The 22,181-nt window shown below is 51.6% G+C and carries 21 protein-coding genes; 6 read left to right on the forward strand and 15 right to left on the reverse strand.

The genetic code is table 11. The features are described 5' to 3' along the window. The 3 genes from KG631_RS11445 to KG631_RS11455 all read right to left on the reverse strand — a co-directional run. On the reverse strand, nucleotides 1-339 hold a 339-nt coding region (locus tag KG631_RS11445), incomplete at its 3' end, for an N-acetylneuraminate synthase family protein (RefSeq protein WP_213999861.1). Nucleotides 340-348: 9 nt separating this feature from the next. Then, entirely contained in the window at nucleotides 349-987 is a 639-nt protein-coding gene (locus KG631_RS11450; RefSeq protein WP_213999862.1) for an HAD family phosphatase, read from the reverse strand. Nucleotides 988-1,104: 117 nt separating this feature from the next. Continuing rightward, nucleotides 1,105-1,812, reverse strand: a complete 708-nt coding sequence (locus tag KG631_RS11455) for a class I SAM-dependent methyltransferase (RefSeq protein WP_213999863.1) — start codon at nucleotides 1,810-1,812, stop codon at nucleotides 1,105-1,107. A gap of 261 nt (nucleotides 1,813-2,073) precedes the next feature. Here KG631_RS11455 and KG631_RS11460 point away from each other — a divergent pair, with 261 nt between their 5' ends. After that, a complete protein-coding gene (locus tag KG631_RS11460; RefSeq protein WP_213999864.1) occupies nucleotides 2,074-2,499 on the forward strand; it encodes a hypothetical protein in 426 nt (141 codons plus the stop codon). A 12-nt stretch (nucleotides 2,500-2,511) separates the two neighbouring features. Here the strand turns inward: KG631_RS11460 and KG631_RS19240 are convergent, their stop codons facing one another. Continuing rightward, on the reverse strand, nucleotides 2,512-3,315 hold the full coding sequence (locus KG631_RS19240) for a methyltransferase domain-containing protein (protein WP_213999865.1): 804 nt from the start codon (nucleotides 3,313-3,315) through the stop codon (nucleotides 2,512-2,514). A 140-nt stretch (nucleotides 3,316-3,455) separates the two neighbouring features. On the opposite strand from KG631_RS19240, the gene KG631_RS11470 reads away from it, so the two are divergent. Then, nucleotides 3,456-4,697, forward strand: a complete 1,242-nt coding sequence (locus KG631_RS11470) for a methyltransferase domain-containing protein (protein WP_213999866.1) — start codon at nucleotides 3,456-3,458, stop codon at nucleotides 4,695-4,697. A gap of 10 nt (nucleotides 4,698-4,707) precedes the next feature. Further along, complete coding sequence (locus KG631_RS11475; protein WP_213999867.1) at nucleotides 4,708-5,655, forward strand: DUF6492 family protein; 948 nt, start codon at nucleotides 4,708-4,710, stop codon at nucleotides 5,653-5,655. On the opposite strand, the gene KG631_RS11480 is transcribed toward KG631_RS11475, so the two are convergent. Genes KG631_RS11480 through pseF form a run of 4 tightly spaced genes read right to left on the reverse strand, consistent with a single transcriptional unit; the run spans nucleotide 5,648 to nucleotide 9,059 of the window. Beyond that, on the reverse strand, nucleotides 5,648-6,232 hold the full coding sequence (locus tag KG631_RS11480; RefSeq protein ID WP_213999868.1) for a GNAT family N-acetyltransferase: 585 nt from the start codon (nucleotides 6,230-6,232) through the stop codon (nucleotides 5,648-5,650). The genes KG631_RS11475 and KG631_RS11480 overlap by 8 nt on opposite strands. After that, entirely contained in the window at nucleotides 6,225-7,316 is a 1,092-nt protein-coding gene (locus tag KG631_RS11485; protein ID WP_213999869.1) for an aminotransferase class I/II-fold pyridoxal phosphate-dependent enzyme, read from the reverse strand. The genes KG631_RS11480 and KG631_RS11485 overlap by 8 nt, the downstream gene beginning before the upstream one ends. Nucleotides 7,317-7,328: 12 nt before the next feature. Then, a complete protein-coding gene (pseB, locus tag KG631_RS11490; RefSeq protein WP_213999870.1) occupies nucleotides 7,329-8,303 on the reverse strand; it encodes a UDP-N-acetylglucosamine 4,6-dehydratase (inverting) in 975 nt (324 codons plus the stop codon). A gap of 9 nt (nucleotides 8,304-8,312) precedes the next feature. Then, complete coding sequence (pseF, locus tag KG631_RS11495; protein ID WP_213999871.1) at nucleotides 8,313-9,059, reverse strand: pseudaminic acid cytidylyltransferase; 747 nt, start codon at nucleotides 9,057-9,059, stop codon at nucleotides 8,313-8,315. An 89-nt stretch (nucleotides 9,060-9,148) separates the two neighbouring features. Here pseF and KG631_RS11500 point away from each other — a divergent pair, with 89 nt between their 5' ends. After that, nucleotides 9,149-10,243 carry a hypothetical protein gene (locus tag KG631_RS11500; RefSeq protein WP_213999872.1) on the forward strand — a complete coding sequence of 365 codons (1,095 nt, stop codon included), beginning with the start codon at nucleotides 9,149-9,151 and terminating at the stop codon, nucleotides 10,241-10,243. Here KG631_RS11500 and KG631_RS11505 read toward each other — a convergent pair. The 3 genes from KG631_RS11505 to KG631_RS11515 are packed head-to-tail and all read right to left on the reverse strand — an operon-like array spanning nucleotide 10,231 to nucleotide 13,997. Continuing rightward, a complete protein-coding gene (locus KG631_RS11505) occupies nucleotides 10,231-11,226 on the reverse strand; it encodes a DUF6492 family protein (RefSeq protein WP_213999873.1) in 996 nt (331 codons plus the stop codon). The genes KG631_RS11500 and KG631_RS11505 overlap by 13 nt on opposite strands. Further along, nucleotides 11,219-12,025, reverse strand: a complete 807-nt coding sequence (locus KG631_RS11510; RefSeq protein WP_213999874.1) for a methyltransferase, TIGR04325 family — start codon at nucleotides 12,023-12,025, stop codon at nucleotides 11,219-11,221. The genes KG631_RS11505 and KG631_RS11510 overlap by 8 nt, the downstream gene beginning before the upstream one ends. 28 nt (nucleotides 12,026-12,053) lie before the next feature. Next, nucleotides 12,054-13,997 carry a hypothetical protein gene (locus KG631_RS11515; RefSeq protein WP_213999875.1) on the reverse strand — a complete coding sequence of 648 codons (1,944 nt, stop codon included), beginning with the start codon at nucleotides 13,995-13,997 and terminating at the stop codon, nucleotides 12,054-12,056. 93 nt (nucleotides 13,998-14,090) lie between these two features. Between KG631_RS11515 and KG631_RS11520 the strand changes: the two genes are divergently transcribed. Further along, nucleotides 14,091-14,870, forward strand: a complete 780-nt coding sequence (locus KG631_RS11520; RefSeq protein ID WP_365869125.1) for a glycosyltransferase — start codon at nucleotides 14,091-14,093, stop codon at nucleotides 14,868-14,870. On the opposite strand, the gene KG631_RS11525 is transcribed toward KG631_RS11520, so the two are convergent. Further along, nucleotides 14,837-15,883: a phytanoyl-CoA dioxygenase family protein gene (locus tag KG631_RS11525; protein WP_213999877.1), complete on the reverse strand. Its 1,047-nt coding sequence runs from the start codon at nucleotides 15,881-15,883 to the stop codon at nucleotides 14,837-14,839. The two genes, KG631_RS11520 and KG631_RS11525, sit on opposite strands and share 34 nt — an antisense overlap. A gap of 75 nt (nucleotides 15,884-15,958) precedes the next feature. On the opposite strand from KG631_RS11525, the gene KG631_RS11530 reads away from it, so the two are divergent. Then, a complete protein-coding gene (locus KG631_RS11530) occupies nucleotides 15,959-17,068 on the forward strand; it encodes an acyltransferase (protein WP_213999878.1) in 1,110 nt (369 codons plus the stop codon). On the opposite strand, the gene KG631_RS11535 is transcribed toward KG631_RS11530, so the two are convergent. The 3 genes from KG631_RS11535 to rfbG are packed head-to-tail and all read right to left on the reverse strand — an operon-like array spanning nucleotide 17,062 to nucleotide 22,171. Beyond that, nucleotides 17,062-19,212 (reverse strand): hypothetical protein, encoded by a 2,151-nt coding sequence (locus tag KG631_RS11535; RefSeq protein ID WP_213999879.1) that lies wholly within the window; start codon nucleotides 19,210-19,212, stop codon nucleotides 17,062-17,064. The two genes, KG631_RS11530 and KG631_RS11535, sit on opposite strands and share 7 nt — an antisense overlap. An 8-nt stretch (nucleotides 19,213-19,220) precedes the next feature. Beyond that, nucleotides 19,221-21,140, reverse strand: coding sequence for an ABC transporter ATP-binding protein (locus KG631_RS11540; RefSeq protein ID WP_213999880.1), 1,920 nt, complete (start codon nucleotides 21,138-21,140; stop codon nucleotides 19,221-19,223). Further along, nucleotides 21,137-22,171, reverse strand: coding sequence for a CDP-glucose 4,6-dehydratase (gene rfbG, locus KG631_RS11545; protein ID WP_213999881.1), 1,035 nt, complete (start codon nucleotides 22,169-22,171; stop codon nucleotides 21,137-21,139). Before rfbG ends, KG631_RS11540 begins: the two co-directional genes overlap by 4 nt. Nucleotides 22,172-22,181 lie beyond the last annotated feature (10 nt).

Here is a 22,181-nt window from a genome sequence, read left to right on the forward strand (position 1 = left end):
AGGTGAACTGAAAGCATCGATACCAAGTGAGTGGGCAAGTTCGAATAGTGGAGCATGCCATTCCCAAGGCATATAACCTTCGGAGTAAACGGAATGCAGAGTGCGTCCGTCCCATGTTGTTCCGTGGTCAATACGAAAAATCGGAGAATCAGACTCGAAGGTGATGAGGTCCGGGTGATAGGTCTGAAACTTCACAGCATTGGCGCCTGCAGAGGCAGCAGCACGAACGGTTGCTTGGGCTCTGCCGAAATCCTGCTGGTGATTCGCGGAGACTTCAGCAATGATGTAAGTCGGCAAGCCTGGACCAACGTCAGTGCCACCAATTTTCAAAGACTCCATGAGATAACTCTATGCACCCAGCTGCAAGTACCAGGTAACGTCATCAAGAGATTTCATGGGTATGAGGAGTGCATGTTCGAGAGTGTCCGGGTGACTGCCGAGGAGAATCGTAGTTATTTCCGCAGCAAGTGAGGCTGCTGCACCTTTCGCTGAGTCCTCGACCGTGATCGCCTGGTCTGGAGTCACATTGAGTTTCTGGAGCGCAAGTAGATATGGATCAGCATGCGGCTTTCCAAATTCGGTGGAATCCGCCCCAATGACACATTGGAACATGGATTCCAATTGATGCCGGTCAAGCCATTTGGAAACCCGGTTCACCGGGCTAGAGGTAACAATTGCAAGCTCGATGCCTAGGGTCTGCGCTGCAGTGAGGAGCGATCCGGCTCCGGGTGCTAGTTGTAGTTGTGTGTCACTTGTGTCAATAATCTCCAAATATCTATCGAAGAGCTCTAGTTCAGGCTCGCGGAGGTCATATCTTTTTTTCAGTTCAGCAACAACGATGGGCAGTGGCGGCCCATTGAACTCTTGGAACTCAGCAGTGGATCCTTCGATGTTGAATTCACGGAGAAATTGGAGATACGCCGAGTGCAGTGCCGAAATGGAGTCAACGAGTGTTCCATCGAAATCTAGGAATAGGGCAGTTTTCATGATTTCTTGTGAAAGATGAAGAGCCTGTTTTGACCGAAGTCACCGAACGGGGATCCTAACTCTGTGTGGTGGGCGATCTCTAGCTTTGTTGCGGCTTCTACTAGCGGATGTTTGTAGTCAATCTGTCCCGCCGTTAGTCGATGGCGCAAGTGCGTATAGCACCGTGTCATGCAAACTTGAAATGTCAACAATCCCTTGAAGTGTGAGTCCGCACTCCTTGGCGAACTCAAGGAATGACACTTCATCGATGAAGTGATTAAAGGAAGCCGGAGTGCGAGGTTGAAGTCCCAGAGTTGTGCGGAGATTATTTTGGCGTGCATACGATTGTTGACTATTCTCAATCAGAAAGATGTAACCGTTAGTAGCAACTCGCTCGGCAATGGACTTCAGTCCTCGCCTCTGGTTCTCATCAGACTCTAAATTGATGAGACAGCGAACGGTGAAGGCAATATCAAAGTCGGTGGGTAAATCTTCAATTTCCTCAAGTTGCATGGCATCACCAACGCGGAAAGTGCAACGTTCATAGGTGTGCGCGGATCGTGCAGAACCGCGAGCATGTTCCACCATCTCGGGAACAAAATCGATACCGAATATTTGACTCTTTGGAAAACTTGATGCAATGTAGACGCAGTTAACTCCGTTTCCGCACCCTACTTCGAGAACAGTGGTTGGCGTTGCGTCAACTGACGTGTACCGAGCAAATGCACTGTTCAAGGCAGATAACTCAATGGATTTGGCGCTCTGGGTTCGAGTGGTCGCTTCGATCGCTTCACCGTGTTCTTGAGCCCAACTGGTCCAATGGTCGTATATCTCTTCCTTATTCATGCTCGACCTATCTCTGCCATATAGTCTGTAGTTATGCGTGGCAATGCCAGTATCCTATGGTCATCACCGCCGGCACTTGAACTCGTTCCTACACCGGACCCCGAAGTAGACATTGGTGCCTTGTCTGATGGAGAGTGGAATGGATCGTTATTGCGAGTCACTCAGTTTTCTGAAGTTTCACTGACAGTAGTCCCTAGCTCCTATGGGCATCTGGCCGCTGCTAGGCGGGGGGGTGGGCCGAGTGATCCCCTCTTCCTCGCAGTGACCGGTGTAACCCGAATTGGTGAGGGCCTTGTCCTCGGCAAGCGGGCGAACGATGTCACTGATGGGGGTATCTGGGAATTCGCTCCATCCGGGGGGGTGCAGAGACTGCCCATTGAGCATCAGATTCTTACAGAAGCGACGGAGGAGCTTGGTGTCTCGGTCGATTCATTGTCCATTGGTAGCCCTGTGGCACTGTTTGTAGATTCCAGTGCATTCACCGCCGACCTGATCATCCCATTGCGGGTTAACCTCAGTGTGGCACACTTTGTAAGCACATTTGTGCCGGGTGAGTACGAAAGAGTTGAGGTTGTGCGTGCTGGTCAAGTTGAGGCTTTTCTGAATCATAACTCCGCAGACTTGAGTGCCGTAACACCTTTCATTTCGGGTCTCATCGATGAAGGAAAATTAGGTATTTTTCAATAGTAAATGCTGACGTCATTCGGTGACCGCGGTCAGCGCGATTCCACGATCCATGGGCAGTGGCCCATCGCTTGCCCAGAAGTATAGATTTCTACGTTGCGGGTGCACGGTTTCCAAGACTTGAACGTTCTTAAACCATGGTTCAAGGAAGCGAACAAGATCGGATTTGTCGTGGAATTCGTATTCGTGCTGGTGCAGGTGCTTGCCACCGTCGTCGGGCTCAATGATGGTGTAACCGGAAAGAATTCCGCCCTCAGCCAACCGCGACTTTATGGTTCCCATCAGCGCCTTGATTTCAGTTTCCGTGAAATGCTCAATAGCCGCGTCCCAAATAACATTGTCGTAGAACCCCTCAGGAATATCGGTTCTGATGTCACCGAGGAGGTAGCGAATATTTGAGTAGGAGCAATTCTTCTTAGCTGTCGCGATCGCCGAGGGATCAAAATCGATCGAGGTAATTGATTCGGCTTGAGCACTGTAGAAGTGATAGGTGTTGAAACCGTCGCCACAGCAGAGTTCCAAAACCTTGGGCAGTCGGCTCCCACAACGGGTTGCTTGCAGGGCAAGCGAGGAGTAGACACCGCGCTCCCACGGGAATGACTGTCTATTCGCTGACCACTGCCAGTGTTGGTCAATGAAGTGATCAAAATATTCGGGGTTATCTGCTCCCCACTCCACTTGGAATTGCAGTTTGTGGGCAGCTGAAGCAGCCTTGCGGCTAGCCCGGCTCAAACCACGGGAGATAGGCACCAGGGGGAAGGTTCGTTTCGCTTTAGCCAACAGGCTGTTATCAACGTGCTCGTCGTGATCGTGGCTCACCCGCGTGTACCCCTTAGTTCTTTGGATCGCTCTACTGACTTCGCTAGTCTAGGACGGGACAACAATTGTTTAAACGGTGTACTGAGACCGTTTTGACCTAGTTAGCCGTGAATCCTGTAATCTGAGAGAGAGCCAAAACTGTGGCGAAGTTGAAGAACTGTCGGGTCTGTGACACAACGGACCTCATTGAAGTCCTCAATTTCGGTGATCTGGCCCTAACAGGGGTGTTCCCCGCTACTCGTGAAGAGGAAATCTCCTCCGGTGAAGTGCGCCTCATGGTGTGTAATGACTGCGGTCTGGTTCAACTCGGCGACACCTTCCCACCCGAGGAAATGTACGGGGACAACTACGGCTACCGCAGCGGGCTAAATGCCTCGATGGTGGCTCACTTGGCCAGAATTGCCCGCCGACTGGAAGTCCGGGCCAACCTGCTCCCCGGCCAAACGGTTCTCGACATTGGGGCAAACGATGGAACTTTGCTCCGCAGTTACAGTGTTTCGGGGCTCAAGAAGATCGGAATTGATCCAACTATTGCTAAGTTCAGTGAGTTCTACGAAGCAGAAAAGGCCACCAACCCGGTCACCACGGTTCCCGACTTCTTCAACGCCAAAAACTTTGATGCGGTGAGTCAGGACCGGGCGAGCATCGTCACCTCAATTGCCATGTTTTATGACCTTGATAACCCGGTGGCTTTTGCCCAAGACGTGAAGCATTGCCTAGCTCCTGAGGGAATTTGGTATTTCGAGCAAAGCTACATGCCCTGGATGCTTCGCAGCGGCGCCTACGACACGATCTGCCACGAACACTTGGAGTACTACTCCCTGACCACAATCAAGCGAATCCTTGATGAAGCCGGGCTGTATTTAATTGATGCAGCAACCAACGCGGTTAATGGCGGTTCTGTCTCAGTACTCGCCTCACCTTCACCAGGGGCAGGGATTTCTATTTACGCCCAATGGCTCCTTGAACAAGAAGAGCAAGCAAAAGTCCATGACCCGCAAACATGGGTCGAATTTCGCACCAGGGTGGAAGAACGTCAACATGACCTTAAATCACTACTCGAACGACTGAAAGAGTCCGGAGCTACCGTCATGGGACTGGGAGCATCGACCAAAGGCAATGTTCTTGTTATGACTACGCCGGTAACCAAGGAACTCATGTCCAAGGTTGGTGACGTTAATCCTTATAAGTTCGGACGGTTCCTGCCCGGGTCCCAGATCCCCATTGTCAGCGAAGAAGAGGTGCTCGCGGAGAACCCGGACTACCTTTTGATTCTGCCGTGGCATTTCCGTGAAACTTTCATGGATCGCTTGCAGCCCTATCTGGCTGGCGGTGGCCGCTTGATTTTCCCCCTTCCCGACCTTGAAGTTGTTGGCTACTAAAGCTGTGTCAATGGAAAACTTTGGGATCATGCTCAAGTCGTATGGTCCCGACCTGCCATATGCCCAGCGTTTTCTTGAGTCCTTTCTTGCATATGCAACTGAACCGATCCCGCTTTTCATTGTTGTCCCCGACCAAGACATCTATGCATTTACCGAGATGTTTACCAGTCATGCAACAGTGTTGCCCGAATCAATGTGGGGGGATCAATTAGTGGACTACTCAATCCACGGAAATAGTCCTGGTTACATCAATCAAGAGATCATCAAATTAGCTTTTGCCGAAAGTGGATTTCTCAGAAACTATCTATGTGTCGATTCGGAGGCTGTCTTTATTCGCCCGTTTAGTTCCCGCGACTTCATGGACCTCACCGGAGTCCCGTACTCATTCATTACCGAAGACCATGAATTGCACGTTGATCCGGTTTACTTTGACACATATTGGCAGCATAGAGATAAGTGGCTCAAGACATTGAGAGAGTTTTTCCAACTTCCAGAGGACAACTACCTCACTTGTCACGGCTTCGCGGTCTTGCACAGCGAATACGCCCAGAGTCTGTTGAGCTACCTGCGACAGAAGAACATGACAATTGCAGGCGCTTTAGAAATTTGTCCTTATGAATTCAGTTGGTACAACTTTTGGGTGGAAAAGAACTATCCAAAGTCCCGGATCATTAGGGAGCCAATCTTTAAAACAGTTCACATACAGAGTGAGTATTTAGCACTTGCCATAAAATCGGTCTCGCAAGAGGATCTTGCGCGCGGTTATGTTGGTGTGGTTATCAACTCTGGATTTTCGCGTTCCTCAGGTGAAGGACAACTCGATGCGCCGCTGGAGAGGGTTCTGGGTAGTTACGTGGACTATCGGGATTTGATGGGTGCAATATTCGAGAGAATGTTCGTACGCGCGCCACGTGTTCGCACTCTCCTTGGCAAAGGACGCAGGACAAGTTCTAGTTGATCAGGTACGCATGGGCGAAGCTGTCAACCGGTTCACCGTTGATGAGATGGTGATCACGCAAGATCCCTTCTTGGGTGAAACCGAAATCCTCGAGTATTTCAATCAATTTTGGCCGAATGCTGTACGTCTCGGTGGTGAGTTTGTGAAAGCCAATTCTGCGAGCAAGTTGCACAAGAAGGCTTAGGTACATAGACCAATCCTGCGAAAATACATTTTGCTCCGACCGATCCACGTCGGTTAAGAACGACACTTCAGCGCGGCGATCAGACCAAACAATATGCACGAAGCCGCCGTCACCAACAAGTTGGGAATCCTCGAGGAAAGCAAACAGAATTTGCTCAGGCTGCTCTTGAGTAAGTTGCGGCAGAACTAAATTCGAAAAGTAATTATCTTGTTCACTGGTCGATAAAGGATTTTGTTGCCGCAGGACGTCAATCTGTGCATTGCGCCATTCCCGGATTGCATCGCGATCATTCCAGTGAATGGGTCGCAGTAGGTATCGGTTATCGGCACTTGTGGCGGCGAATTCGGGGAAGAAGTGATAGCCCGAATCCCACTGGGGGTCATGCTCAACCATGAAGTTCCAGGACGTCTGCCAATGTTGCAACCACAATGTCCTGTTCTAATTCGGTGAGCCCAGGGAAAGTAGGAATGCTGATTAGCCCGCTATAGACGGAGTCGGCGTGCGGGTAGCCACCCGGTGGCATCTCGATGTCAGAGCTCACACCGTGGTGGTGAACGGGGACGTAGTGCACTTGGACACCTATTCCACGTTTGCGTAACTCAGCGAATACTTCGCGTCGCTGGGGAACCCGAATAGCAAAAAGGTGGTAGCCGTGCAGTGCACCTGCAGGTGCAGCTGGGGGTAATTCAAGTGGTAGTACTGAGAGTTTCTCTCGGTATCGCTCGGCAATAGCGTTACGTTCGGCAATGAATCGGTCAATTTTCCCTAATTGACTCAGACCCATAGCGGCTTGAATGTCAGTCAACCGGTAGTTGTAACCGAGGGTAGCCGCGTTGTATTCCCAAGACAGCGGATCCCTATTTGCGTTGATTCCGTGGGAGCGGAATTCTGTCAGCGCTTGTGCGTAATCCGCGTTGTTGGTGGTGACTGCGCCACCCTCGCCCGTGGTGATTGGTTTGACCGGGTGAAATGAAAAAACACACATATCACTATGTGTTGTGGAGCCAACCTTTTCAGTTGTGCTGCGCGCACCGAGAGCGTGGGATGCATCTTCGATGATCACGCGAGGGCGAGTGGGTAGAGCGCCCAGTTCCACCGGGAGTCCCGCATAGTGCACGGGAATCACGGCTTGAATGTTGTCGGTGATTTGGTTGGTGTCAATATTGAAGGTTGATGGATCAATATCGATTAACGCCGGTGTTGCGCCGACATACCGCGCACAATTTGCACTGGCAATGAAAGTCAAAGGACTTGTGTGAACCAGATCTCCTGGTCCCAAGCCTGCAACAGCGCAAGCGGCATGCAGGGCCGCGGTGGCCGATGAAAATGTGACCGCGTAGTTTGCGCCAACGTAGTCGGCGAGAGCCTCTTCAAATTGGGTGACAGCAGGACCGCTGGTCAGCCAGTCGCCTTTAAGAACTTTTTCAACGGCGGCAATGTCAGCGGCATCCACCTGTTGCCGGCCATAAGGAATCATGGATTGGCTCACTTAGCCTTTAGCGATCCAGTTTTGCAATTCTGGGATCGTTAACCATTGGTCATTAGTGTGGGAGGAGTAAGAGAAACCTTCTGCAACCGGTTCTCCCTCTGAATCTTTGAACCACCACTCTTTGACCGTTGGTTGCACCACGTAGCGATCTGATTGGCGCAGTGTCCGGTAGCTATCGTCAGAGGCAATCATTTCCTCGTGGAGTTTCTCACCCGGGCGAATACCAACAACATAAGTTTCGGCGCCAGGTTTGAGGGCTTCGACCAGATCCATGATTCGCATGCTGGGTATCCGTGGGACGTACAGTTCTCCACCGTGCATTGAATCAAATGAGTCAATCACAAACTGAACTGCTTGTGGCAGGGTGATCCAGAACCGGGTCATGTTGGGATCGGTAATGGGTAGGGGTTTGTTCTCGGCGATCAATTTTTGGAAGAACGGAATCACTGACCCACGGCTGCCCATTACATTTCCGTAGCGCACAACGGACATTGCGGTGTTGTAGCTGTAGCTGTAGTTGTTAGCTGCAATAAATAATTTGTCGGCAGTGAGTTTCGTTGCCCCGTATAGGTTAATGGGTGAGGACGCCTTATCTGTTGAGAGTGCAACGACTTTTTTCACACCGGCATCAATTGCGGCGTCAATAACATTTTGACTACCGAGAATATTTGTTTGTACGTACTCAAATGGGTTGTACTCAGCGGTGTCAACTTGTTTGAGGGCTGCCGCGTGGACCACGTAGTCCACACCGTGGAAGGCCCGAATCAAACGATCCTTGTCGCGGATGTCTCCGAGAAACCAGCGCATCCGCTTGTCGGTGAAGTGTGCCCGCATCTCTGATTGCTTGAGTTCGTCGCGGGAAAGGATCGCAACCCGACGAGGATTGTGATTTGTCAAAATCTCTTGGAGGAAGGCCTTGCCAAAGGAACCCGTGCCCCCGGTGATCAAGATCGACGATTCATCAATGACTGACACTTGGTCTCCTTATTTGTATTCTCCGTGCTTGCTAAGACTATCGGGCGCCTGTGCAGATGCGTTTTCTCGCACCATGAGCAGCGTTTCAGCCCTTGCCCAGTCTTCCTCGGTATCGAGGTCCACAGTTTCGGAGTGTGGAAGCGGGAACCCATGGGCTCTGGTTAATGCGGGTTCGCTCTGTGACCAAGTGAGTGCACTGCCCCAGATAAATGCCCCTGCATCGTGCCAACGTTCGGGCAAATCTTGGGTGCGCGTCGAGGCGTATTCCGGGGAAAGCATGGTCAACTCTCCATTGGCTTTGATCTCCAATGCCCGTTGGATGGGATGCGGGTAACGCACAACCGCCGTGAGGAATGAATTGGCGCTGGTGGGATCAGCCAGTATCGCCTCAAAGACCTGCCAACTGTTGACAAGTTCACCGGGGTTCACAGTGACTGCGGTGGCGTAAAAGCAACAGATTGGTGTGGTCGGGTCATAACCCACCGTGGCCTCTGCAATTACCGGCATTAGGGGTGTGTGGTCATCGGACAGGTCAGCCGGCCGTTTGTGAACCTGGGCGCCTGCACCTCGGGCTAGGTCAGCGATCTGCTCTGAATCGGTGCTGACCACAACTGATTCGAATATCCCTGATTCCTGGCAGATTCGAATCGACCGGGTAATCAAGGGAATCCCGAGCATGGATCGAGAGTTCTTCCCCGGAATCCGCTTGGATCCGGCGCGTGCCGGAATAACGGCAATCGGCTGAGCGGTGATCACCCCACTAGCCTAGGCGGGTGGAGCAGGCTGAGTTGTATTCGCGCGGGTTCAACCCGCCCGAAACACACCGACTTTGGCGGGATCAGATTTTGCCCCGATTGGTTATTCCCTTATTTTGGGTCTATTGGGTGGTTCTACTACCCGCTCGGGTGCTGGGGGCGGGTGCTCGTCGCCGCAACCGCGACCAAAAACCACAAGTAGCGATCGAGTCAGGAATCATTGGCTGGACCCACGTGTACTTCGAGGAACTTCTGGGTTCGGCCCAGGATTTTTTTGGATCGAATCAAGTGCATAAGCAAGTGATTGACCGTGATCAGCCGTACTACCCGCAATTTGTGGCTAACCAAGGGCAAAGTAACGCAAATACCGTGGTGCTCGACGTACGAACTCCTGGACAGAGTTGGCCACGGTCATTGTCCGAGGGATTTCGGGTGGCTTGGTACCTGAACCGACATGGAATCACACCAATTGTGGTTCTCACCGATGCCTTTTATCGTCGGCATCGCTGGCAGGCCGCGGTACTGACCGCTTTCCACGGGTGCGTTGTTACTTTTGCTCATACAGATATTGCGGGCAAAATTTTCCCACACTCTCGAATACGTGGCCCCCTATTCATGCCAATTTCTCGAAAACGTGTCGCTGAATTGGAATTGGCAAAAGCTCGTTTTAAGGCCAGCCGTGATTTGACAACACCATTGGTCGTTCAATTCATCGGCTCTATGTATTCACCCCGGGATGAATTCCTTCAGGTGGTTAAAGAAAAACTGGCTGAAAAAGGAATAGAGCTCACGATCAATTCAGATAAAGCCGGAACATCCAATGACGATTACTGGCGGGTTTTGGTCGAATCGGACATTATTTTTACCACCACACTGCAAGGTCCCACCCGTGCATACATGGATTGGATTTGGGTCCGCCAGGCAGTGTTCCGCTATGCCGAGACGATGGCTGCAGGAACGGCGATAGTTGCACAGTGTGTTGAAGGTGGATTTCCGTACTTCACCAAGGACGCGGACTACCTCGAGTTTGAGGGTGTTGATCAAGCCGTTGCCGCACTCACTGCCCTTGCAACGGATTCCGATTTTCGTCAGCGAATCGCAGACACCGGTCATGCCACCATGACGCATTACGTCAACAACAGTGTTTTCTGGAAAGTCGTGACCGAATGTTGTCAACCGGATTGAACGAATCGTCGCACACCGGGAATCTTCAAAGCGATTGCACCCAACCAGACCCGGAGTTTGCGCAGTGGTGTGCGTCGAATAAAGACGTCGCGCTTCAATTTGAAACCGAATGCCCGAAGTAACTGTGGCAAGGGAACATAGGCAGCGAGAGTGTCCTTCAGTAAGTTCTCCGCATTCATCACACCGTGTCCGCGAGAGTAATTCGAGTTCACCACTAATGCCAAAAATCCGCGCGCTGCATCTTTCTTGCGAATTCCACGGAGTTGATACTCCAAGTGTTGATGCGCATTATGAAAAGTTTTGACAATTGGTTCGCGAGGAAAAATCTCAATCACACCCGTGTGCAGCAGCCACGTGTTGTACCACGTTGGTTCATAAGGTGAAATTGCGAGTGCATCTTTGTAATCCCAGTCGCGTGGTTCTAGAAAATCTGAGACGAAGGATTGCAAGACTTTTGCGGAAAATACTGCGTGACCGTGCACGGTGAACAGCCACGGTCCGGTGTATCCAATGTTTTCACGGATTTTTTCTAGAGAGTTCATGCGGTTCACCCACGTGGATTGGTAATATTCGGGTTCAACAACTAGATCACGGTCTTCCGTTAAAAAGGTAAAGGGAATTCCCTGTTGCGCCATAAAGTCAGCGCGGGTGAAGTCGCGTATAAATTCCGCATCTGAATCGACACAGAAATAGTTGTCACACAAATTAAGTTCCCAAAATGCAAGTTTGATTATCTCTTGATTAATGTAGCCAGGTCGAAAGCCTGCAGTTTCCTCGTGAACTAAGTGGTTAGCAAATAGGTTTTCACTCAAAATTTTTGTGGTGTCACTAGCAAAAACATTGAATTGCTGAAGATCGTTCTCGGGAACAACAATGTAGACGGGTAACGCATCAACATTGTGATCATTGATCGACTGCATTAGGCGCTCGGCATACTCGAAGTCGTTGTGATAGCTCTTGACTAGCAGAGCCAATTCAGTCATTGGCTTTCCTTTGGGCAATTAGGCCATCCCAACTGAAATGAATACCATTTTGTGTGTGACCGGCCGGCTCAATTCCGTCAAATTCCGCAACGATTTCCCATCCTGCAAATTGATTGCGCAGCCAGGTGTTTGAGAAAATCCAAGCCGGGTAACTGCCTGCATAGATGTGCTGTGGCACTACCTGTAAGCAGGGAACATTGGAAGTCGCGGTACTAATGGGAGTTCGGTCGAGAATCACGGTGTCTGCAGGGGTTGCGAGTAACTCTCGCAAAGTCTGCTCCGGATTTGGCAGATACTGCAGAACACTGGAGAGGAGCACCACATTGGGAGTGACCGATTCCAAGTATTCGGTGACGCTGCAGAAAAACTCAATAGTACTTTGATCCAAACCTTTACCGACAGCAACGAATTCAGGCTGCTCTACCACACCCCATGAAACCTTGAACCCTGAAAAAAATTTGCGGTGTTGCCAGTACAGGGATCCCAGAGAGCCACCAAAATCCAGCACCTTCAGTTCACCGTCACGCGCAGCCACTTCAAGCAATCCGGCCAAAACTGGCCAGCGGTATTGGGGTGCAGTGAACGCAACACCATCTCGCTCAAAGGCAGCTTCTGCTCGTAATACCGCCTGGGTACTTGTCGTAACCCTGCTGAGAATTTCACGGGAGTCATACCCAGAGCTCTGAGCTTGCGCCGCTTCCCACGTACCGCCGGAATCATCAAATTGAGTGAGGTATTTGCTCCGCTGTGCTGCCCAGTCGCTGACACCTGCTGGCACCACCCAGGATCGCCAGCTCACACACACCACCTATTTCTTTTCATGCGCATCACGGTTCCAACGGCGGGAACCGATTAAGCAAAATCCCGAGGGATTCAAGGCCAACCACTTGACGGTCGTTGTCCAACAGGATCAGGTTTCGCCTTTGAATTTCCGGACTCAGGGCACTGAACTGTGGGTGGACTTCGCTCCACATGGTGCGATTCTGCAGCCACTCATCCAGTTCCCATTTCACTATTGGTGCAGCGAGAGTTTCCACTCCGGCCACTCCGGCGAGGAGCCTGGTGCAGGTGTAAATAAGTTGTCCTTGCGGCAACCCGGTGGGAGCGATCGCCCCTCGTGGAAGGAACACACAACCAATGGGATTGCTGGCAAGTGTTTGATCACCGGTGTCGCGCACTTCGGCTGGGTACCAGTAGGGCGATCCGCTAACACCGGGCCAATTTGTCGGTTTGAGTTGTAGAACTGCCCGAGGAAAGAGTGTGTCCAAGGTCAACATGATCACAATCAACGCGACAGCACCTACACCGAGACCATTTACCTTGGCCGAACCTCGGTGGAAAGTCATGAGAGCAAACGGAAGGGAACACACCAAAATTGGGAGGAAAACGGCGAAACTGATTTTGAGTGAACCGTAGTTGGGGCCATCGCCCACAGCCCAGAAATCCGTAAAGGCAATTGCCAAGGCGTAGCCGCCAGATAACACAATGGGAATGAATGGTTTTAGCCGACCGCGGGTGAATGTATTTCGGCCAACGCGTACCCACACAAGTCCCAGGATCGAGACTAGCGTGAGAACGAGAAGCAGAGTCGTGATCTGTTCGGTGCCTCCCGGGTCGTCAAAGAGGGGCAGAGTCGGTGCAGTGATCGTGCGCACCGCAGTGGAGATTCCACCGGCGAAGCCAGTATCGGATTCACCACCAATGGGAGCAGCACTCGCACTGTCTACACCGAGGGAGTAGCGCAATGCACTGTTGAGAAATTCGATTGTTAAAGCACCGAGTATCAGGCTCAGGGTGAAACTAATCGCAGAGTTCTTGCGTGATTCACGGGGTCCGCTGAAAAGTCCTCGCCCAAAATAAACTAAGGCCCCCAGCAAAATAACGAGAGAAAGTCCAGCGAGGGGGAACCACACCATTGAGGCCGCTACCACGGCCAAGGTGGTGAATAAACGTGCAGGGAAACGTGAAATGGGCGCTAGGAAAGCACCTATCCATAGGGTTATGGCAATGATTGTAAATTGAAGTGTGATGTGACCGTAGGTCAGCAAAACTGCATTGCTAGCGCTAATAATTGCGATACTGAGTAACGAGTACAACATGGGAAGTTGTGCTCCGCCTGCTATTTTCCTATATGTTCTCTCAACAATTGGTGCTAGTGCAAAAGGTGCAATAACAACGAAAAAGATTTGGACAAAAATAACTGACCCAGCGGAGACTGCTACTTCATTAACGGATCCATACAGTAGAAATGAAACTGTCCCGATCATGATCCCGGCGAATGACATGATGAGCAGCATCGGTCCACCGACATTTGCCCAGGTATCGATCACACTTGCATCGGCAAGTTGTGAAGTTGCGTTGAGCCATTTGGCGTTGTCTTCGGCTGCGACTTTTTGAACAAAATATCCGACCGAACTCAACGGCGCCAATTCCCCGGGAGCGAGAAGTCGGGAGGTGAAGAAGGCCACGGCGATCAGTGCCGAACTCCCAATGAGAACTGTGTTACTGGCTCTGCTCCACAAGGCCGCCTGCCCGCGGGCTCGGCCGTAGTAAATGGACAGCAGTGCCAAAACCAAGCCCGTTACCAAAAGCCACCATTGTGTTAAACCAAATGTGACGTCGAGCGAGTGGGAGCTGAAAAACTGCAGTATGGCCCCTGACACCATGACCGTAAATAGTGTCAAGATTGCGAATCGAGCCAAAGAGCGACTGGCAATAATTGCGACCGCGAGAATGCCGATCAGGCCAATGCCAAAGATCAGGTTGCTCACAAGTCGCGCCTCTCCAACCAGTTCAACGGACGTTAATTCGTGAAAGCGTACCTGTAGCGACCGCTCCGCTACAGTTCCCATGTGGCCACCGAGGTGTTAATTGTCATTCCTACCCTGGGTCAGCGAGTCGACTACTTAAGGCAGACGCTCGAGTCCATCAGGAACCAGCACGTGCAAGCGGACATCACGGTCGTTACTCCAGTGAGTGCAACGGCGGCCCGAACACTGGCCCATGAGTTCGCCGCCAAGGTGATTGATGACCCCGGTTCACTCCCAGCTGCAATCAATCAGGGGGTTTCCGAAGCCGGTATGCAGCACCGTTATGTGAATTGGTTGGGTGATGACGACCTCCTCACCGATCAGTCCCTTGAATCCACAGTCGGAGCGCTCAGGGCCAATCCACGTGCGGTGGTTGCCTATGGATCCTGCCGGTATATCGACCCCCAAGGAAAAGAACTCTGGGTGAGCAAGGCCGGTAAGTGGGCTGGCCGCATCCTTGTCTGGGGACCGGACTTGATTCCGCAACCCGGCATGTTGATACGTAGGGAGGCATGGGACTTGGTGGGTGGCGTGGACGAAAGCCTAAGTCACGCATTTGATCTGGATCTACTTTTGAAGTTGAAGAATCAAGGTGAATTCACACCTGTCGACCATGTTGTCTCGTGTTTTCGGTGGCACCCTGAATCACTCACGGTAAGTGATCGCAGTAAGTCTCTCGAAGAGAGTGAAGCGATTAAGCGCCGCTATCTAACTACAAGGCAGAACAAATTCAAATGGCTTTGGGAGCAACCGGTGAGGGTTGCCACCAGGATCGCTGCCCAACGATTGAATAAACGCGCCTATCGACGCAGTGCGGCAAAAACTTCTGGGTGATTGTGTTTCATGGTGTTCCAGTACTCATCCTGGTAGTCGTCCAACGACACTGTTGCTAGGAATGGAACATGACCAAAAAGGGTCTGGGCGTATTCAAACTGCAGCATGAGACGGTGATCTCGTTGCAGAGGGATTCCTTTGTGCAACCCGCGGGTATCCTCAAGCAAGATCGAACCGGCAGGCGCCACCATGGATTTCCAAGCGTCTTTGGGGTAGAAAGCCTCAACTTCCGGGTCTTCTAGTCGGGCATACCCCTTAGCCAACAGATCAGAAGAGATCCCACCATCTCGTTGGGTTCCCGGAATGTAAACATGCGCCCCAGTGTCAATTGTTTGATCAGTGAGCAGCAGAAACACCTTGAGCCAGCGGACGCGGTCCAGATCAAAATGGAAAAGTTGCGCTGCCTCGTGACTTGGATTCGCTGAGGGGAAGGAATACCAAGCCGTAACGATGTCCACAATGGGGGTTGAACCCAGATACTCCTGCGCAATCTGAAGCAGCCCGCGATCAAGCAGCATCTTGCGCACCGTGGCGTTCATTAACAATGTATTCGTATCAACGGAGTACTTCACCGCTAGCGGATTCTCAAAGTCAACGACGACGCGATCCTCAGGGGCCATGTTCAACTCTTGATCCGAGGTCAACGTGCAGGGAGCAGATGCAAAATAGGTGGAAAGCTCCTGCACAATTTCGGGGTCAAATTTAGTATCCAAAATCGCGTAACCATCATTATTTAGTTGGCTAAGGGCGCGCTCCATGGACCCTGGCTCCTGCCACAGGTGGAGAAAGTCCTGCGCATCGGAGAAGTCAGAACGGCCATTATGGGTTGCGATATTGCGTGAACCCTGCGTCAGCCAAGCTCCAGCGGACTTAAGAAAGGCATCGTTCAAGGATTCAGCGTCACCGGGGGCACTTTTTCCCGTAGCTGTATATCTTTCTAGCCTGTTCTCGAAATCGCGCTTAGTGATGCGGCCGCCGGTTGCTCGATCCGCTAGTTGAGTGATGAGTGACACGTGGGCTCCTGATTCACTAGGCTCGACATTTACTACTACCGAAAAGGGTACGCCGAATGATGGGAGGAATGCGCGTTGACTCCTGATTTACCCTCAGAAAAGGGCAGAGTAAGCACCCTCGATGCGGTTCGAGCAATAGCTGTGTTGGGGGTAATTGCTACCCACTCCCTGAGTGCCTCGGTCGCAGTAACGCAGAGTTATGACTTCCCAAAATCTGTTTTCATGCTGTTTGACTACGGTCAATTTGGTGTACAAGTATTTTTCGCTCTCTCAGGATGGCTAATTTTCAGTCTCTACTACCGGAAATCACCACAGGTGAGTGGCTCGCATTATTGGGCCCGCCGGATAGCCCGCATCTGGCCTCTATGGGCCCTATTCGTTCTTTTATATTTCATTCTTTACGACCAGGACACGGCGGGGCTGCCCACGTGGCTGGCCATCGTTCTATGTTTACTTTTCCTCGGGTGGACCGTGGGTTCGTTAGTGGCTATCCCCACCGGTGGACTCACGATTCAGCAGGAAATGGGCCATTACGCCTTGTTTTGGCTTTTCCGAAAGAAGAGTGTCGACTTTTTCCTTGTATCGGTGATCGTGGGATACCTGACCTTTTTCTTGGCAAAGTGGATGGTCACCGCCCTAGCCGGGGAGACATATATTCAGAGTGCCGCAACAGCTTGGTTGCGGTTGAGCCTGTTTACCTCGTGGCCGTTTTTTGTGCTTGGTGGGTTAGCCTATTTGGCATTTACTACCTGGCGTGCAAAATCCTCATCGGGGCAAATGGATTTCAGTTTCAGAACTGGTGTTCTCGTTCTGGTCACTGTTCTGCTGAGCACTCAAATCCTTTACTCCATGGAGACTCCGAGCTATTTCGTCTTTGGGTTCGTCATTTTTTCCGTACTCCTGGGTATCGCTATTGATCGCATCCCTCATGTGAATTCTGTTTTTTGGAGTATTGGCCGCTATTCATATTTTATGTACTTTTTTCATTTTTTGGTCTTGCGTCAACTGGAGGTCATTTACCGAAATATTTTCGGTATTGAGCCCAGCGCCTCATCCTTTTGGAATATCTTGGTACTGCTCGGAATGTTTATTGCGTCTACCGCGATTTCATGGTCCGTTGCCTTGGTTTCCTGGCGTATTTTCGAAAGCCCGATACTACGTATTGCTAGAACAAGATTTCAATAGTTGATCATGCAGTTTTGACGCAGGTCGTAAATACTTATATTCCCAAAAGTTTCAGAGGCAACTACATCATTGGGTGGAAAAGATTCATCCGGCGATTCGATCCAGGCGAAGTCAATTCCCTCTTGACAAAGGGTGTTCAATAACACCGGAGTTAGTCCCGCCGTCAGACTTCGAGATAGAAGCGAACGCCGTTCTATTTCCGCCCGTTGGTCTGCTGCGCCAAGCCCGTATTGGTACGGCTCACCGGCTAAATACATCTGGTTACCAGTAAATGCCGGAATGAAGGAGATGTCAGGGCGGTTTGTGACAACAACGTTCTCAACTTGTGAATTCTCTTTCAACCAATCCGCCGCGTTAATCCGGGGCTCGAGTCCCAGTGAATCAACTGTGCGCTCAGATGTCTTGTTTTCGCCTGCTCTAGACGGTTCACTTGGTTTCACTGTCCCAAACCCCGTTGTCAATGGACGGGACTCTGTCCATAAAACGGATGGTCGAGTGAGAATCGATGTCAGCACCAGTGCGCTAACGCTCACGGCAAAAATTGGCAGTGCAATTGAATGAAGTGATTGTTTCCCTGACTTGGTCAGTTTTCGCAAGAACAAGAATGCGAGTGCGGGTATTACGACCCACACCGAGACTATCGCTAACCAAAACAGGACACCTGGCCACTGAAAAAACGGGGAGGGGATTGATTCGAAAACCCAATTCCGACTTAGTATTAGTGAACCTAGGGAAGCAATTCCGGCAATGAGAAGGGTTATCGGCACGGCTTTGCGCATTCCGATTCTGCCAATAAGTGAAATTTGCGCTTGACCCACCCCGTACGCAGAGATCACTGCGATAGGTGCCGATGCCGCAAGTAGGAACCACAATTCGTTGATCCCTTCCCGCAAAAAAAGCAGTGCGAGCGCGCCTGTGAGAAAGGCGCCCAAAGAAAATATAAGTTCAGGTAACCTTCTTCCACTGGCGCTTGTGAATAACCAAGTAGTTCCTGCGAGGCGAGCAAATATTGCCAACAGCATTGCAATGGTTCCGAGCAACGGACCCCATCTACCAGAAACAGGATCGAGGCCTTGCCAGGTAGACGCACGTACCGCAATTACTTCTGAGAGGTTCTCTTGAACTCCAACCCCAAACAGAACCCAGAAATACGCAATTCCGACTCCGAGGATGGCAGCCAGTCCGAGTGAAATAGCTCTTTTCCAATCACTCTTACGAAACAGCAGCGAGGTTATCACCACCAGTCCAATCCCACCGAGCCCAACAACGGCGTGACTGGCTTTCCCTCCGGTTGTCCCAAGAGCTAGCAGACCAATTGCGAACCAAATAAAAATAAGTGCAGGTCGTGATTCCGTTCTTAAACCGTGCAAAAACAGAAAGACCAGTCCGAGGAGCCAAACGGTCGTGAGTGATTGTGAAGGCGAATCGAAGTTGAGAATCACACCATAGAGGGCACCGGTGTAGCCGCCGACAACGATCAAGAGGACGGCTAGGGACGGAACCCACCAAGGGCTCGCTTTACCATTAACTCGAATCGATGCCGCCCACGAGGCAGCAATCAGGATCATTCCTAGTAGTGCGACAAGGGGTAGGAATCGCGTGAGGGCCACGAAAGAATCTAGGCCAGCTACTTGGGTGAGTTCTCCAGCCCACCCATACGTGAACCAGTGGTACCTAAGAGCTCCTCCCGACATCAAAATACTGTGCTCGGGGCCAAATTGACTGATCCCCCGCGAGAGCGCCTCTAGGAAATACATGTCAACTGATGACCCGGCGCGAATGGAACTCAGTGGTACGCGAATCCAATTGACCGCAAGCAATATCAATCCTGCAGCAAGTCCGACTACAACTCCAATAGATTCACTTCGCTGGGCCTCAAGTTCGCGCGATTTTTCACGCAGTGCGGTAATTCTCAGCGTGCAGACCAAGCCCACCAAGATGGTCGGAATTAACCAAGCTATTGAGCCCAATATGGTGGGGTTAAGTATTACTGAAGAGAGCATTGACAGCAGAGTTCCGAGTGCTAGACCAAGTCCCGTGATTGCATACTTGCTTCGAATGTTTATCTGAGGTACGAGCAGAAGTAAGAGAGCTCCTGTTGCGATTTGGACCAAGATCACTGCAGAAGCGAGGAGAATAGACACGTTCAGCCTTACAGTCCCAGAAGCTGTGCTTGGCGCTCAAAGTCAGGAGTGCTGGCACGTACTTCATCGAAGGATCCTCGTGCCTCGATCACGCCATGACGCATAAACACAACTTCGTCGGCAAATCGAATTGTGGCGAGTCGGTGGGCAATAGTGATTGTGGTGACGTCACCTTCGAGTTCCCGCAGTGTCTGGGTAATTGCCTGTTCGGTCTCGGCGTCGAGAGCGCTGGTGGCTTCGTCGAGTACGAGTAAACGTGGTCGTGTATACAATGCGCGCGCAATCCCCAGTCGTTGGCGTTGCCCACCACTGAGGCGAACCCCTCGCTCACCAATCACGGTCTGAAGGCCTTCGCGCGTATCTCGCAAGAACTCAGCAAGGTGAGCCCGCTCTAGCGCTTCCCAAACAAGTTCGTCATCGATTGCAAGGTCAGGCAAACCCAAAGCAACATTTTCACGCACTGTCCCTTCGGTCAGGCCAACACTTTGGGGAACGTATGCGATTGCTCCAGGCCAGCGAACGACCGCCTCTCGGGGTGTGACCCCACTGATTAGCACTTCACCTGAGTCAGGTTCCAAAACACCCAAGATGAGATCAGCGAGTGTTGATTTCCCAGCACCAGTACTCCCCACCAGCGCCAGTGATCGACCCGAACTCACCTTGGCAGAGGCGTCCTTAACTGCCGGTCGTTCAGCATTGGGGTAGATCAGGCTAACGTCAGTAACAACAACCTCGGCATTGAAGTCACCGTGACCTGCGGCAATTCTTTCGCGGATCGCCCGAGCTTGTGAATCGCTGATCTGGTTGTTGGTTTCGCCTTGTCCGTCTTTGAGGCCGAACCAAAACGCCAATTCAAATGTCTTGCGAGCAGCTGCAGCCGCGGATCGAATCGAGATTCCAGCACCTTGAAGTCGCAGAAGTGCCGGAATAATTCGGAATCCGGCGGCGAGGAACAAACCAACTGTTGCAGCTGCCGCGGCAAGATCTTTGGTAAGGAACTGAACAATCGCCAACACGAATGCACCTACAACCAGAGCAGACTCCAGAACATATTTTGGGATTTCCGCAAGAAATGAATTTGTTGCGCCCGCTCGAGCGGATTCACGTGCTAGCCGATCAAAGCGATCGATATAAAAATCACGTCGGTTCAATACGGTGGTTTCCCGGTAGGTGGTGAGAGCTTCAGAAACCGTAGTGATGGTGGACATTCCGCGGTTGGCTTGGATCGAAGCATTGCGCGCGGACGCGCGACCCAACCAGATTTGCAGGAAGTACACGATAACTGCAAAGAAACCGGCGGCGCTGATGGTAAGTACTGGGTCCACAATGAAAAGACCAATACCAATAATCACAAACAAGAAAACCTCGGTGGCAATGATGAGTGTTGACCCCAACAAACTTGTTATTGCTGCTGAGACACCACCGGTGAGCGCATAAAGCACTTCTGATGTGCTCCACCTCTGCACTTCAAGAAGTGGTCGACTCAGGATTTTTCGGGCAAGTCGGGCCGAAACATCTGCCTGACGGTTAGCAAGGAATCGGAACATTCGTCGGGTAATCAATGCCGAAAGTAGCGTCTTGGTTAACAAAAGCACAACTGCAGTTGCGGCCAGCAGGCCAATGAGTTGTGAGGCAGTCAAACTCTCTAAGCCGAATCTTTCTTTCCAGTCAAGCAGTGATGCAGGGAGAGCGTTGGGGTCAATGCCGGAAATAGCTACGGCCCCGATAGCACCAATTAAAAGGATTCCTGCGAGGTCAAGAATGCTGAGCAGCATCTGAGCGACGGTGGCCAAGCCGAATAAGCGACGATCCCGCTTTGTGAGTAGCGCGAACGACGCGCGTACCGACTCGATTAACGTTCGATCCCGGGGGGTGTCACTCACTGGCGTGCCCGTGACCGGATCGAACTCCACGTTGTCGTCAATCATTGATTTACCAACGACACGTATTTTTTAATTTGCGCGGTTGTCGTGGCGCGAGGATCAGTTCCGGCATTGACGCTTTTGGTCCACTCAACGGTCCATTCAATTGCCTGACCGAAGTCCAATCGATCCGCCCAAGCCAGTTTTTGCCGAGCCGGGGTGGCGTCGAGTGCGAGCAGTTCGGCTTCGTGTGGGTGGGTTTGTGCAGGCACCGACCAGGAAGCTGGTGAACCCCACATCTGTGATGCGAGGTCAGCAACTTCACCAACTGTTCTCAAGTTTTTAGGGCCTGGGCCAAAATTCCAGGTTGGTTGCCCCAAGACTTTGGGATTATGAGCCAGTAGTTCCTGCATGAGAAGTTGATACCCAGTGAGACAGTCCAAAACATGTTGCCATGGTCTGACCGCCTCGGGGTATCGCAAGGACACTTCAGTACCCTCTGAAAATCCGCGCATGAGGTCGGGCATGAGCCGGTCCCGGCAGACATCGCCGCCACCGATCACATTGCCGGCCCTAGCGATTGCCATGGGTGAGCCCGGGAAACTCAGCATCCATGACTGAGTTAGAATGTCGGCCATTGCTTTTGAGGCGCTGTAGGGGTCGTGGCCCCCGAGTGGATCAGACTCGATGTACCCCTGGATTTGATTCACATTTCGGTACACCTTGTCGGTCGTGATAATTACCGAGGCTTTAATCGAAGGAACAGTGGAAATGGCCTCTATGACGTTGTAGGTGCCCATCACGTTTGTCTCAATGGTGGTCCTTGGATCTAGGTAGGACTCACGAACAAGCGGTTGGGCAGCCAGGTGATACACGGCATCAGGTGAAGTGGCCTCAAGGGCTGTTCTTACAGTGCCAGCGGATCGGATATCTCCGCGAATATCCTGCTGGACAAGTTCGCCAACCGCACCGACTACGTAGAGGGATCCCGGCTCAGGATCCAAAGAGAGACCCGAGACCTGATGACCCTGCTGGGTTAGCATCAAGGTCAACCAAGCACCTTTGAAGCCGGTGTGCCCGGTGATCAGGTAATGCATGCCCTCAATA

It is taken from the genome of Arsukibacterium sp. (assembly GCF_018402695.1).
Taxonomy (GTDB): domain Bacteria; phylum Pseudomonadota; class Gammaproteobacteria; order Enterobacterales; family Alteromonadaceae; genus Alishewanella.